We start from the raw sequence: 13,191 nt of genomic DNA, 5'->3' as shown, positions 1-13,191 counted from the left end.
GCTTTTTCGTTTCACACAGAGGTCACAGAAGATTTCTAATAAAAAAATCAAATTAATCTGCCCAGATCTGTTTAAATCTGCGTGAAACAAAACATTATGTGCGTAACTTATTTACTTCCAATATGTTTTAAAAACCTTACGTTTTTATACAAATAATCTTATGTTTTAAAATAGCTTTTCCTTAAGTTTGTTTTCGGTAAAAATTTAAAATATAGTCGATAATACATGGGTTTTCTTGATAAAATATTGGGTAGAGAAGAAGCTCCAATACAATCTTATAATGATTTCTGGAATTGGTTTTTAATGAATGAGAAGAAGTTTTTTAAAACAGTTCAAAATGGAGAAAATATACACCAAGTTTTTTTTGACAGATTAGCTCCAAAGCTGGATGAAGTGCACGAAGGAATTTATTTCCTAACAGGAATGTTTGACGATCAAACAGCCGAATTAGTGCTAACTCCCGACGGTGCAATCAGAAATATTTATGTGATTGAAGAATTGGTTAATAGTGCTCCAAAAATCGACGGCTGGAGATTTACAGCCCTAAAACCAGCTTCAGATATCAATAATGTTAGTATCACGTATCAGGGTTTTGAATTCAGAAAAGAAAACTTAAAGTTTTTCCCGCGTATTCACGAAGCATATCCTGACGAAATAGATTTAGTAATTGTTTACGACCATTTTATTGAAGAAAAAAAAGCAAATGTAACCAACGGCGTATATATATTTCTAGATAATTATTTAGGCGAACTGCACTCTGTAACTTTAATAGATAATCTTGTAGTTATCGGACCTAATGATACTTCTGAAGAATTAATTCCAATTGAAAAATTAAAGGATTATTTAATTTGGAGAGAAAAAGAATTTGTCGAGAAATACGAAGGAACGCGACACAATACAGAAAATGACGGTTATGCCAATTTTGAAGGCAAAAAAGAAGATGGCTCTATTGTGCTGGCTTTAATTAATACGACTATTTTAGAATGGGATAAAAAAGCATCGCATCCGTGGGTTTTTATAGTGGCAATTCCTTTTGATGACTGTGATAACGGCGGATTGCCAGATGAAAAAACATATAAGCTCTTAGATGAGATTGAAGAAGAAATAATCTATAGTTTGCCAGATTCTGAAGGCTATTTAAATATAGGAAGAGAAACGGCAAGTAATAAAAGAGAAATCTTTTTTACCTGTAAAGATTTTAGAAAACCATCCCAAACCGCCAATGAATTGATTAAAAAATACAGCGGTGCTTTTGAAATAAGCTACGAAATCTACAAAGACAAATACTGGCAGTCGTTCAGACATTTTGAGCCGAGATAAATTGCAAAAGCCGTTATGGGTTATTCAGAACGGCTTTTTTGTTGAAATTAGAAAAAAAATCCGCTTAGAGAAAATCTCCAGCGGATTCAAACAAACTACTAAAAAATCTTGCAAATTTATTTATAGAGAAGTGTTTCTTTTTTTAAGACGCCAAGTTCCATCATGCAATCCTTCATCATTTCGTAAGTACGTTGAATATCATTGTCCAGACCAATAGAAAAACGGATTAAACCATCTGTCAATCCCATTTCTTGTTGTTCGTCTAACGGAATCTCGCTAGAAGTTGAAGTTCCCGGCGCGCTGAATAATGTTTTATAAAAGCCTAAACTGACGGCCAGATAGCCTAGATTTCGTTCCTGCATTAACTCCATTAATTCATTCGCTTTCGCTAAAGAACCAACATCAATCGTCAGCATTCCGCCAAAGCCATATTCAGGGTTAATCATCGTTTTGTACAGCTCATGACTCGGGTGACTTTTCAATCCAGGGTAAACCGTTTTTAAGCCGTCTTTCTCAAATTGATCAGCCAAAAAATGCGCATTATGACTGTGCTGTTTAATTCTGATATGCAACGTTCTTAGATTTTTCATCACACTCGCAGAACGCAAACTATCCATAGTTGGTCCCAAAAGCATGCTTGCGCCAGAATTTACATTTTTAAGCGAATTAATAAATTCTTTCGACGCACAAGTCACACCGCCAACCGTATCACTGCTTCCATTGATATATTTCGTCAAAGAATGAATCACAATGTCAGCGCCTAATTTTGCTGGAGAAACTGATAATGGCGAAAACGTATTATCGACAACCAGCTTTAAATTATGTCTTTTAGCGATTGCTGCCAAACCGCGAATGTCAGCCACTTCCAATAACGGATTACTCACCGTTTCGCAATACAAAACTTTAGTTTTAGAAGTAATTGCGGCTTCCACAACATCCAATTTAGTGATGTCTACAAAACTCGTTTCAATGCCAAATCGGGGCGTAAAATTCTTTAGAAAAGCATACGTTCCGCCATAAATCGTTCGGCTCGAAACAATATGATCGCCCGCACCACACAACTGCAGTAGAGTAGGCGTAATCGCTCCCATTCCCGAAGCCGAAACATTGGCCGTTTCCGTTCCTTCCATCGCCGCCAAAGCCTGATCCAAATACAAATTACTGGGTGAAGAATGGCGCGAATACAAATAACAGCCTTCCATATTGCCCTCAAAAGTATCAAACATTGTTTTTGCCGATAAAAAAGTATAAGTAGAAGAATCAGAAATCGACGGATTCACACCGCCAAATTCGCCAAAGTATTGTAAATCCTGAATTTTATCTGCTGGGTTAAAGTCTTTCATTTTTCTGTCTTTGCGAGGAACGAAGCAATCGCCCTCTAATTAGTTATTTTTTTAAGGAGCTATTTCCTGCTGTCCACTTTATCTTTTATGGTGAACCCCACCATAAAAGGATGCCGTTACCATCAGGACTAGAGCACTCGTTTTCAAAAGAAATCTTTGTCAAAGAAAGAATGGTTTAGATAATTAATCAACCTTTAATCTAATAATTGGATTTTAAAACTATAAAAATTAATTTTAAATGATTTTTAATCTAAATTTGATAATCAGAATACAATTCTGTAGATTTTCTTTCATTTAAGAACAAACAATAAAATTAACCAGAGGATGAGATTAGCTAACGCTCAGTTCGCTTGCGCTCGAGTGCTTCGTTCCTCGCAATGACATAACCATGACATTAGACGAAATAGATAAAAAACTCCTCGTTTTACTCCAAACCGACAGTAAAAAGACAAATAAAGAACTATCATTGAAATTGAATCTTTCGGTAACAGCAGTTTACGAACGAATCAAAAAACTGGAACGTGAAGGCATTATAAAAAACTATGTTGCTTTAGTAGATAAATCAAAAATCGAAAAAGGATTTGTGGTTTTCTGTCATTTAAAACTCATTCAGCATACCAAAGAATTTCTCACGAAATTTGAAAGTGAAGTCATCAAACTTCCAGAAGTTTTAGAATGCCATCACGTAAGCGGCGATTACGATTATATTCTAAAAGTCTTAGTAAAAGACATGGAATCATACAGAGAATTTTTAGTGACAAAACTAACTTCATTACAACACATCGGAAGCACACAAAGCATGTTTATGATTAGTGAGGTGAAGAATTCGACGGTGATTTCATTGTGAGGTGCTGAGGTTCTGAGATGCTGAGATTCTAAGGTTTTTTTATATAGTTGAACGCATTTTTTGTCATTTCGACGAAGGAGAAATCGCACCCGGGATTCGACAAAGATTTATGATTTTGTTTGTGGAAATTCTAGTGCGATTTCTCCTTCGTCTAAATGAAATACTTTGAAAAAAATGTTTTATGACTTATTCCAATAGCAAACTCTTATCGGATAAACAGGAATTTGGTCTTTATCTAACAGCATCTTCAAAAGTCGGTCTTTCCCGTTTTCCGGCTATAACATCTTTTACAAGTGATTCAATATTTTTATTTATAGGATCATTTGGCTGTAATTTAATTGCTTCATCAATGGTTTCTTTTGCTTCTTGGTCTTTTTTAGCAATAAGTAAAGTCATTGCATGATTTCCCAATAGTGCAAAATCATTAGGGTTTCTTTTTAAAGATTCTTCAGAATAAAATATTGCTTTCTCAATGTCTTTTAAGTGCATTGCTTCAAGTGACGCCTCCATAGGAATTATATGGTTTTCTAATTCAAGTTTAAAGGCTAGTTCTAATTGTTCAAGAGCTTCTTGATGTCTTTCAAGTCTTTGAAGCGATTTAGACATTAATACCATGCTTTGCCAATGATCAGGAATTATATCAAGACATTTTTTGAAGTCATTTATGGACTCTTCCAGGACAGGCTTTTCGGATTCCTTCAATCTGTTGTTTTTGTATCCGTCTAATAAAACTAGTCCTTTTTGCTTATTACTAGCTTGCTCAAAGATTTCATTAAATTCTTGAATTCTTTTATTTTCAAGTTTCTGCTCATCAATTCTCTGATAGAGTGTGCCGTTTAAAAGATTCTCAATTTCTTTTGGAGTCAATTCTTTTGCAAAGTCAGAGTAAGGATTTAATATGAATGTTGCTCCATTCAGCGTTTCAAATAAGTCTTGTCCTTTTAAACCAAGATATGGAACATTTTTTTTCATTATTCCTTTGTCAAATATTCTATTTACGGATGTAAAGAGTGGAATTTGTCCGTTTTCAAAAATAAAACACTGTACAGTTGTGTTTTTCTCCATAGATTGATTTTCAATCTTTGACATAGAATTTTCATTTGTCAATATAAACAAATGATTTTTTAATAAATTTTGGTAAAATTCTTTTTGAATTGAAATATCTGAGAAAGCCTGCATCAAACATTCTTCAAGTTCATTTTCTGGAAAAGTAGATTCTGTTTTCTTTTTTTTAAATATGTCGAATATTCCCATTGTTTATGTTTTTATGTTTAAAAAATAGCTTTTAAAGTTTCGCCAAATTAATTGTTTTTATTGCATATGAAAAGAATTGATAATCTTTTTTATGGATGATTTAAATATGTGTTTTTTTAAGTTACTAGGTTTGTTACATGTTGAGATTCTAAGTTTTTTTAATCGCGCAAAGACGCTAAGGCGCAAAGTTTTTGAATTGCCTCCAGCTTCAGCTGGAGGAATTAAGATTTGAAATATAAGGGCTTTAGCCAAAACTCATAAAGTTTGGCTAAAGCCTTTTTAAGACCACCATAATTTACATCCAGCTAAAGCTGGATGCAATTATTAACTTTTAAAAAAACTTTGCGCCTTAGCGTCTTTGCGCGATTAAAAAAATCTTCATGATCTTTACATCGAAAACTAAAATCAAAAAACTTTGCGACTTAGCGCCTTCGTGGCAAAAAAAACAGCCCAAGAAAAACAAAACCTTTGTGAAGCTTCGCGATAAACCTCCGCGAATCTCTGTGCCACAAAACCTCAAAATTTCACACAAAAAACATTCAAATTTAAACTTTAAACAAAACTTTATTCCTTAAATTTGTGACGCTTAAAATAAAATAGATAAACTATGAGTTCATTTGACGTAGTCATTATAGGTTCAGGTCCTGGCGGATATGTATCAGCAATTCGTTGCGCACAATTAGGTTTCAAAACTGCTATCGTAGAAAAATATAATTCATTAGGCGGAACTTGCCTTAACGTAGGTTGTATCCCTTCAAAAGCATTATTATCATCTTCTCACCACTATGCTGAAATTGCACATTTTGCAGATCACGGAATCGAAGTTTCTGGTGATGTAAAAATCAATTTAGAGAAAATGATCGCGCGTAAGCAAGCCGTTGTAGATCAAACCGTAGGAGGAATCAACTACTTAATGGATAAAAACAAAATCACTGTTTTCAATGGTTTAGGATCTTTCGTAGACGCAACTCACATTGCAGTTGCAAAAGCTGACGGAACATCAGAAACTATCGAAGCAAAATATACTGTAATTGCTACAGGATCAAAACCATCTTCTTTACCATTCATCAAAATTGATAAAGAAAGAATTATCACTTCTACTGAAGCTTTAGCTTTAAAAGAAGTTCCAAAACACTTAGTAATCATTGGTGGAGGAGTTATCGGAATCGAGCTTGGACAAGTTTACTTGCGTTTAGGAGCTCAGGTTTCTGTGGTTGAATTCATGGACAGAATCATTCCAGGAATGGACGGAGCGCTTTCTAAAGAATTAACTAAAGTGTTGAAAAAACAAGGAATGAAATTCTACGTTTCTCACAAAGTAAAATCAGTTGAAAGAAACGGCGATGCTGTAACAGTTCAGGCTGAAAACGCAAAAGGAGAAACAATCACTCTGGAAGGAGATTATTCATTAGTTTCTGTTGGTCGTCGTCCTTACACAGACGGATTAAACGCTGACAAAGCCGGAGTTAAAATTTCGGATAGAGGACAAGTTGAAGTAAACGATCATTTACAAACTAACGTTCCAAATATCTACGCAATTGGAGACGTTGTTCGTGGAGCGATGTTAGCGCACAAAGCGGAAGAAGAAGGAGTAATGGTTGCTGAAATCTTAGCAGGTCAAAAACCGCATATCGATTATAACTTAATTCCTGGTGTAGTTTACACTTGGCCAGAGGTTGCAGCTGTTGGACAAACAGAAGAGCAATTGAAAGCTGCAGGAGTGAAATACAAATCTGGAAGTTTCCCATTCAAAGCTTTAGGGCGTGCAAGAGCAAGTGCTGACTTAGATGGATTCGTAAAAATCTTGGCTGACGAAAAAACAGACGAAGTTTTAGGAGTTCATATGATTGGTGCTCGTACAGCAGATTTAATTGCTGAAGCAGTTACTGCAATGGAATTTAAAGCTTCTGCTGAAGATATTTCTCGAATGAGCCATGCGCACCCGACTTTCGCGGAAGCGGTAAAAGAAGCAGCATTGGCAGCTACAGAAAATAGAGCTTTACACGTATAATATACGTAGAAATATATAAACCGTCCCGTCTCGTCAGAATTTGACGAGACGGGACGGTTTTTTTGTGCTTAAAATTTAAGCTTAGGATCATATAATAATCAAAAATAATTTTGTAAATTAGATGTGTAATTCTGGTGCTATCTTTATGATTATTAAAAAGATAGGATTATGAAAAATAGATATATAGTTCCAATTCTAATTGGAGCAGGTATTGGAATCGCGTTAAGCTCATGCGGAGGCGGAATTCCAAAAAATGCAAAAGCTGTAACAAACTTTGACAGCGCGAAATATCTCGGGAAATGGTACGAAATTGCCAGATTAGATTACAAATGGGAAAGAGATTTGAACAATGTAACAGCCGAGTATTCTTTGAATGAAGATAAAACTATAAAAGTCGATAATAAGGGCTATAATGTCAAAAAAGACAAATGGGAACAAAGTGTCGGGAAAGCTAGATTTGTCAAAAAAGACAATATTGGTATGCTGAAAGTCTCATTTTTTGGTCCTTTTTATTCTGGTTACAATGTCGTTGCAATCGATCCTGATTACAAATATGCGCTTGTGGCCGGAGAAAGTTTAAAATACATGTGGATACTTTCTAGAGAAAAAACAATTCCAGAAAGTGTAAAAGCAGATTTTCTTATCAAAGCTCAGGAAATTGGGTATAACGTAACCGATTTGGTTTGGGTTAAACACGATAAGGTGAATTAGAAAACAAAAAGTCCGTCCTGTTAATCTATCGGGACGGACTTTTTTGTTTTTATTTAAAAATGATTTATGCTGTAAAAACACTTTTATAATTATCCCAGTATCTGTAAATCAAAAATAAATTTCCTAGAAATAAAAGTACGGCAATAGGCAAGCCTTCGGGTGCAAGAAAATAATTGATAAACAAAATATTTACCGTAATAGGTAAGATCAAGACGTTTGCTAAAGTTACATAACGCCCAGTTACAAATACAATTCCACAAAGCAGCTCAATTGATTTTGCTAAAGGCATCAAATAAGTTGCGGCCATTAAACCTACATTAAAAGCTTTAAAATTTCCTGTAGTTTCAGGTTCAGGCATCAAGTGAAAAAAGTAACTGATAGAGGCAAAAAGCAGCAAAAGGCCAATTAAAACGCGGACAATAATGGTGGCAATTTTCATAATACTTAGGATTTTTTAGGGTTAAAAAATATAATTAAGTTATTGGAAAAGATGCAATCTAAAAGCTCAAAGTAGAATCACAAATTATGTTTTTTGAGGTTCTTTTTTAAGGATTTTACAATCAAATCAAGGCTGTTTTAGGATTAATCTAATTGTATATCAAATATAACGAATTTTTTCTTATAAAAAGTATGTCTTTTTAACAGTTTTGCAATCAGATTCAAATCATTTGATTATTTTTTTTGCTTTCTGCTAATGAAATAATTTTGTCGTAATTTTGACCTTTAAAATTACCATTTTTGAGAGTTTCCATCCATAAAAATATTGCCAATCCGAAACTGTTTAAGGAGCAGCTTTTAAGTTGGGCGCAGCAATTTCGCGAAGTTGTTTTTTTAGACAGCAATTCTTATCCGCAGCAGTATTCGAGTTTTGACTGCATATTGGCAGTAGATGCTTTTACGTCTTTAAAAACCGATTATTACAATGCTTTTGAAGATTTAAAACAATATCAGCAAAATACAAAAGACTGGCTTTTTGGATATCTTTCTTATGATTTAAAGAATGATGTGGAAAAACTTCAATCCAATAATTTTGATGGTTTGAACTTTCCAGATTTGTTTTTCTTTCAGCCTAAAAAGATTTTTATTTTGAAAGGAAATGAACTTGAAATTCAATATTTAATGCTTTGCGATGATGAGGTTGAAGATGATTTTGAGGAAATCGTAAAAACTCAAACTGAAACGTTTGTCACACTGAGCGGAGTCGAAGTGAAACAACGCATTTCCAAAGAATTGTATATTCAGAAAGTAAATAAAATGCTGGAGCATATTCACATTGGAGATATGTATGAAGCCAATTTCTGTATGGAATTTTATGCTGAAAATGCCAATATTAATCCATTAGAAAAGTTTCAAAAATTAAATAAAATTTCGCAGCCTCCTTTTTCGGTTTTCTTCAAAAATTACAAACAATATCTGCTTTCGGCTTCACCAGAACGTTATCTGAAAAAGGAAGGAGAGAAGATTATTTCGCAGCCAATTAAAGGAACTTCGAGACGTTTTGCAGATCCGGTTGAAGATGAAAAATCGAAGAGTACTTTAGCTATAGACGCAAAAGAAAGAGCTGAAAATATAATGATAACCGATTTGGTTCGAAATGATTTGTCGCATACTTCGCAAAAAGGTTCTGTTGAGGTTGAAGAACTCTGCGGCATCTATTCGTTTTTGCAGGTACATCAGATGATTTCTACAATTACATCAAGATTAGATCCGCAATATTCTGCGGTAGATGTTTTAAAAACAACATTCCCGATGGGAAGCATGACAGGTGCGCCGAAGATTTCAGTAATGGAAATTGTCGAAAATCTGGAAGAAACCAAAAGGGGATTGTACAGTGGTGCGGTGGGGTATTTTACACCAGATGGAGATTTTGATTTTAATGTCGTAATCAGGAGTATTTTATACAATCAGGAAAATAAATATGTTTCATTTTCGGTAGGAAGTGCCATTACAGCACAATCTATTCCCGAAAAAGAATATGAAGAATGCTTGCTGAAAGCGAAAGCAATGCATGAAGTTTTGCGATGAGGTTTTTTGCCACGAATTTCACGAATGACACTAATTTTTATTCTGATTGCGCATAGTTTTTTAGCCACAGATTAAAAAGATTTACACAGATTTTTAAAAATCATTATAATCCTTTTAATCTGTGGCAAAAATAAATTCGTGAATTCGTGGCTATAAAAATAAGACACTTAACATTTCGTTTAAAAATTGATAGCGTTTAATTCTTTACTTTTATCAGATGTTTTTAAAATTCCAAAATCATATCGTTTCGAGATTTCCATTTTTAGCCGAAAAAAAACTTTTTCTGGCTGTAAGTGGTGGGCTGGACAGTATGGTTTTACTACATTTATTAAATAAACTGCCTTATGAAATTGCAGTTCTGCATTGCAATTTTCAACTTCGCGGATTGGAAAGTTTTGGCGATCAAGAATTTATTCAGAACTATTGCGAACAAAACAATATTCCGATTTTTACCACTCATTTTGATACTGAAGCTTTCGCTAAAGATTATAAATTATCAACACAAGTTGCTGCGAGAGAACTTCGTTACAGTTGGTTTTACGAACTTTTAGAAGAAAAAAACTTCGATTATATTCTGACGGCACATCATGCAGATGATAATCTGGAAACGTTTATCATCAATTTAACGCGAGGAACGGGATTGGAAGGTTTAACTGGAATTCCAGAACAAAACGATAAAATTATTCGTCCACTTTTGCCTTTTTCAAGAGAAGAAATTTTGAAATATGCAAAAGAAAATAAAATAGAATGGCGTGAAGACAGCAGTAATGCTTCGACTAAATATCTTCGAAATAAAATCCGTCATAATTTAGTTCCAGTTTTAAAAGAAATCAATCCAAACTTTTTGGATGCTTTTCAGAAAACGCAATCCTTTCTTCAAGAATCAAAAGAAATGGTAGAAGATGCTTCAATTATGATTTATCAGCAAGTGGCAAAAGAAGCAGGCGATGATATTCATTTCGATTTAAATCAATTAAAAAAACTTCCCAATTATAAATCGTATTTGTACCAATGGCTGAATGAATTTGGATTTTCTGCATGGAATGATATCTACGATTTGGTTGAAGGACAGTCTGGAAAACAAGTTCTTTCTGAGGAATTTAGATTGCTGAAAAACAGAGAAACTTTGATTTTGAGCCCGTTTTCTGAAACGTCAGAAAAGGAAGAATATGAAATTGGTGAAAACGATACAGAAGTTAATTTTCCCTTAAAAATGAGTCTTTGTAACGTAGGTCACACAACATTCGGATCAAATAAAGTTATATTTGTTGATTCCGACAAAATCCGCTTTCCTCTGACTTTGCGTAAATGGAAAGAAGGAGATGTTTTTCAGCCTTTTGGAATGAATGGAAAATCTAAAAAAGTAAGCAAGCTTTTTAAAGACGAAAAATTATCATTGATCGAAAAGGAAAAAACTTGGATTTTATGTTCTGAAAATGAAATAGTCTGGGTTGTTGGAATGAGACAGGACGAACGTTTTAAAATAGAAAAAACCACAAATAAAATACTTAAAATAGAAATACAATAATGAACTTTACTCAAAATCTTCAGACAAGTTTGTCAAAAAACGTTTGGACTAAAACCATTTTACTTTTCTTGTTTTTCTTTGCTTTTGCAAAAGGTAATGCACAAATTTTAGAGCCAGTGAAATGGACTTCTAAAATTGAGAAAAAAGGAAACAATGCCGTTTTGATTTTTGATGGAACAATCGAAAAAGACTGGCACATGTATTCGCAGTTTACACCAGACGGCGGACCTTTAGCATTAGAAATCACTTTTAAAAATCAAAAAGGAAATTATGAGCTGGTTGGAAAAGCGAAAGAAGGCAAAACCAGAACCGCTTTTAATGATGTTTTTGGCGTAGATGAAACTTTCTTTGAAGGAAAAGCACACATCGAGCAAGAAATTAAAATCATTAACCCAAACTTAAAAACGGTTGATGTAGATTTTGATTTTCAGGTTTGTAAAGAAGTTTGTATCAATTCGAGTAAGAAATTCTCTATCGCAGTTCCTTCGACTTTTAAAATGAGTGAAGTTCCAGTTGTGACAGAAGTTAAGGCCGATGAAACTAAAGTAGTTGGTTTGGCTGTTGACACAGTTAAAACAGAAGAAGCAGTTCAGCCAAAAGTTGAAAAGACAGCAGAAACAGCAAAAGAAGAAATTCCTGCTCCAGCGCCTGCAAGAAGTTTATGGTCAATCTTTTTTATTGCTTTCTTATCAGGATTTGCGGCATTATTGACACCATGCGTTTTCCCAATGATTCCGATGACAGTAAGTTTCTTTACCAAACAAAGTAAAAGCCGTGCTAAAGGAATTAGAAATGCAATTATTTACGGTTTTTCTATTATTGCTATTTATGTTGTTTTAGGTCTTATTGTGACTAAAATATTTGGCGCCGATGCCTTAAATGCGTTGTCTACAGATGTTTGGTTCAATCTTATTTTCTTCGTAATCTTAATCATTTTTGCTACTTCTTTCTTGGGAGCTTTTGAAATTATGCTTCCAAATTCATGGGCAAACAAAGCCGATCAGCAAGCCGACAAAGGCGGTTTAATCGGAATATTATTCATGGCTTTGGCTTTGGCAATTGTATCGTTCTCTTGTACAGGACCAATTGTTGGAACATTATTAGTTGAAGCAGCTTCAAACGGAGGAATAGCTCCAATTGTTGGAATGTTAGGTTTCTCTTTAGCATTAGCGCTTCCGTTTATGTTATTTGCCATGTTCCCAGGTTGGTTAAATTCATTGCCAAAATCGGGTGGATGGTTGAATACGGTTAAAGTCGTTTTAGGGTTTTTGGAATTGGCTTTAGCATTCAAATTTTTATCAAATGCCGATTTGGTTTTACAATTGCATTTCTTAGAAAGAGAAGTTTTCATTGCCATCTGGATCGCTATTTTCGGAGCTTTGACTTTATATTTATTCGGAAAAATTACATTGCCTCACGATAGTCCGACAAATCACATCTCAGTTGGAAGATTGTATTTAGGATTATTGACTTTAGTGTTTACTATGTATTTAATTCCAGGGCTTTGGGGAGCACCTTTAAAATTAATCAGTGCATTTCCGCCGCCACCGCAATATAGCGAAAGCCCTTTTGGAGTTGGAGGATCAGGAAACGGAGCAGTTTCAGCTGGATCTATAAAAGGTCTTCCTGAAGGGGCAGAATTAGGCCCGCACGGAATTATGGTTTTCCATGATTACGAAGATGGATTAGCTTACGCGAAAGAAATCAATAAACCCATTATGCTTGATTTTACAGGCTATGCCTGTGTAAATTGCAGAAAAATGGAAAACAATGTTTGGTCTGAACCAGCAATTTTACCAATTCTAAAAAATGATGTGGTTCTGATTTCGCTTTATGTTGATGATAAACGTGAATTGCCAAAAGAAGAGCAATTTACAACTGAAGCTGGAGACAAAATTATTACAGTTGGTGACAAATGGACTGATTTTATGATTTCTAAATATAAAACCAATACACAGCCTTTGTATGTAATTACAGATTTAGAAGGAAATAATATGAATACTTCTAAACCGACAATTAGCTACGTAAGCGCTGATGAGTATTTAAAATGGTTAAAAGAAGGGATTGCTAATTTTAAGTAATTGAGTTAATTAGATAATTAGTCAATTAGAAAATTAGAAAATTAGAAAATTAGAAAATTAGAAAATTAGAA

At 34.2% G+C, this 13,191-nt stretch carries 10 protein-coding genes; 7 read left to right on the top strand and 3 right to left on the bottom strand.

Features of this window, described 5'->3' with window-relative positions; translation table 11 throughout:
* Window positions 1-225 precede the first annotated feature (225 nt).
* Window positions 226-1,320: a DUF695 domain-containing protein gene (locus AC3E9W_RS10755; protein WP_488768340.1), complete on the top strand. Its 1,095-nt coding sequence runs from the start codon at window positions 226-228 to the stop codon at window positions 1,318-1,320.
* Window positions 1,321-1,436: 116 nt separating this feature from the next.
* Here the strand turns inward: AC3E9W_RS10755 and AC3E9W_RS10750 are convergent, their stop codons facing one another.
* Complete coding sequence (locus AC3E9W_RS10750) at window positions 1,437-2,663, bottom strand: aminotransferase class I/II-fold pyridoxal phosphate-dependent enzyme (protein WP_488768339.1); 1,227 nt, start codon at window positions 2,661-2,663, stop codon at window positions 1,437-1,439.
* Between the two features lie 388 nt (window positions 2,664-3,051).
* On the opposite strand from AC3E9W_RS10750, the gene AC3E9W_RS10745 reads away from it, so the two are divergent.
* Window positions 3,052-3,510 (top strand): Lrp/AsnC family transcriptional regulator, encoded by a 459-nt coding sequence (locus AC3E9W_RS10745; protein WP_488768338.1) that lies wholly within the window; start codon window positions 3,052-3,054, stop codon window positions 3,508-3,510.
* Between the two features lie 231 nt (window positions 3,511-3,741).
* On the opposite strand, the gene AC3E9W_RS10740 is transcribed toward AC3E9W_RS10745, so the two are convergent.
* A complete protein-coding gene (locus AC3E9W_RS10740; RefSeq protein WP_488768337.1) occupies window positions 3,742-4,764 on the bottom strand; it encodes an SseB family protein in 1,023 nt (340 codons plus the stop codon).
* 607 nt (window positions 4,765-5,371) lie between these two features.
* Here AC3E9W_RS10740 and lpdA point away from each other — a divergent pair.
* On the top strand, window positions 5,372-6,775 hold the full coding sequence (gene lpdA, locus AC3E9W_RS10735; protein ID WP_488768336.1) for a dihydrolipoyl dehydrogenase: 1,404 nt from the start codon (window positions 5,372-5,374) through the stop codon (window positions 6,773-6,775).
* A 168-nt stretch (window positions 6,776-6,943) separates the two neighbouring features.
* Window positions 6,944-7,486 (top strand): lipocalin family protein, encoded by a 543-nt coding sequence (locus tag AC3E9W_RS10730; protein ID WP_456893687.1) that lies wholly within the window; start codon window positions 6,944-6,946, stop codon window positions 7,484-7,486.
* Between the two features lie 64 nt (window positions 7,487-7,550).
* On the opposite strand, the gene AC3E9W_RS10725 is transcribed toward AC3E9W_RS10730, so the two are convergent.
* On the bottom strand, window positions 7,551-7,925 hold the full coding sequence (locus tag AC3E9W_RS10725) for a DoxX family membrane protein (RefSeq protein ID WP_488768335.1): 375 nt from the start codon (window positions 7,923-7,925) through the stop codon (window positions 7,551-7,553).
* Window positions 7,926-8,224: 299 nt separating this feature from the next.
* On the opposite strand from AC3E9W_RS10725, the gene AC3E9W_RS10720 reads away from it, so the two are divergent.
* The 3 genes from AC3E9W_RS10720 (at window position 8,225) to AC3E9W_RS10710 (ending at window position 13,120) form a co-directional block, all read left to right on the top strand.
* Complete coding sequence (locus tag AC3E9W_RS10720; protein WP_488768334.1) at window positions 8,225-9,511, top strand: anthranilate synthase component I family protein; 1,287 nt, start codon at window positions 8,225-8,227, stop codon at window positions 9,509-9,511.
* 217 nt (window positions 9,512-9,728) lie between these two features.
* Window positions 9,729-11,039, top strand: coding sequence for a tRNA lysidine(34) synthetase TilS (gene tilS, locus AC3E9W_RS10715; protein ID WP_488768333.1), 1,311 nt, complete (start codon window positions 9,729-9,731; stop codon window positions 11,037-11,039).
* The gene (locus AC3E9W_RS10710; protein ID WP_488768332.1) at window positions 11,039-13,120 is read left to right on the top strand and encodes a protein-disulfide reductase DsbD family protein; all 2,082 of its coding nucleotides are present in this window, start codon (window positions 11,039-11,041) and stop codon (window positions 13,118-13,120) included. Before tilS ends, AC3E9W_RS10710 begins: the two co-directional genes overlap by 1 nt.
* Window positions 13,121-13,191: the final 71 nt, after the last annotated feature.

It is taken from the genome of Flavobacterium sp. 38, assembly GCF_057799715.1.
This window is presented reverse-complemented; position numbering and strand designations above follow the sequence as displayed.

What these genes read in the sequence shown, in the direction of transcription:
- AC3E9W_RS10755 (WP_488768340.1), top strand. Translation starts at nt 226, where the DNA reads ATGGGTTTTCTTGATAAAATATTGGGTAGAGAAGAAGCTCCAATACAA.
- AC3E9W_RS10750 (WP_488768339.1), bottom strand. Translation starts at nt 2,663, where the DNA reads ATGAAAGACTTTAACCCAGCAGATAAAATTCAGGATTTACAATACTTT.
- AC3E9W_RS10745 (WP_488768338.1), top strand. Translation starts at nt 3,052, where the DNA reads ATGACATTAGACGAAATAGATAAAAAACTCCTCGTTTTACTCCAAACC.
- AC3E9W_RS10740 (WP_488768337.1), bottom strand. Translation starts at nt 4,764, where the DNA reads ATGGGAATATTCGACATATTTAAAAAAAAGAAAACAGAATCTACTTTT.
- lpdA (WP_488768336.1), top strand. Translation starts at nt 5,372, where the DNA reads ATGAGTTCATTTGACGTAGTCATTATAGGTTCAGGTCCTGGCGGATAT.
- AC3E9W_RS10730 (WP_456893687.1), top strand. Translation starts at nt 6,944, where the DNA reads ATGAAAAATAGATATATAGTTCCAATTCTAATTGGAGCAGGTATTGGA.
- AC3E9W_RS10725 (WP_488768335.1), bottom strand. Translation starts at nt 7,925, where the DNA reads ATGAAAATTGCCACCATTATTGTCCGCGTTTTAATTGGCCTTTTGCTG.
- tilS (WP_488768333.1), top strand. Translation starts at nt 9,729, where the DNA reads ATGTTTTTAAAATTCCAAAATCATATCGTTTCGAGATTTCCATTTTTA.
- AC3E9W_RS10710 (WP_488768332.1), top strand. Translation starts at nt 11,039, where the DNA reads ATGAACTTTACTCAAAATCTTCAGACAAGTTTGTCAAAAAACGTTTGG.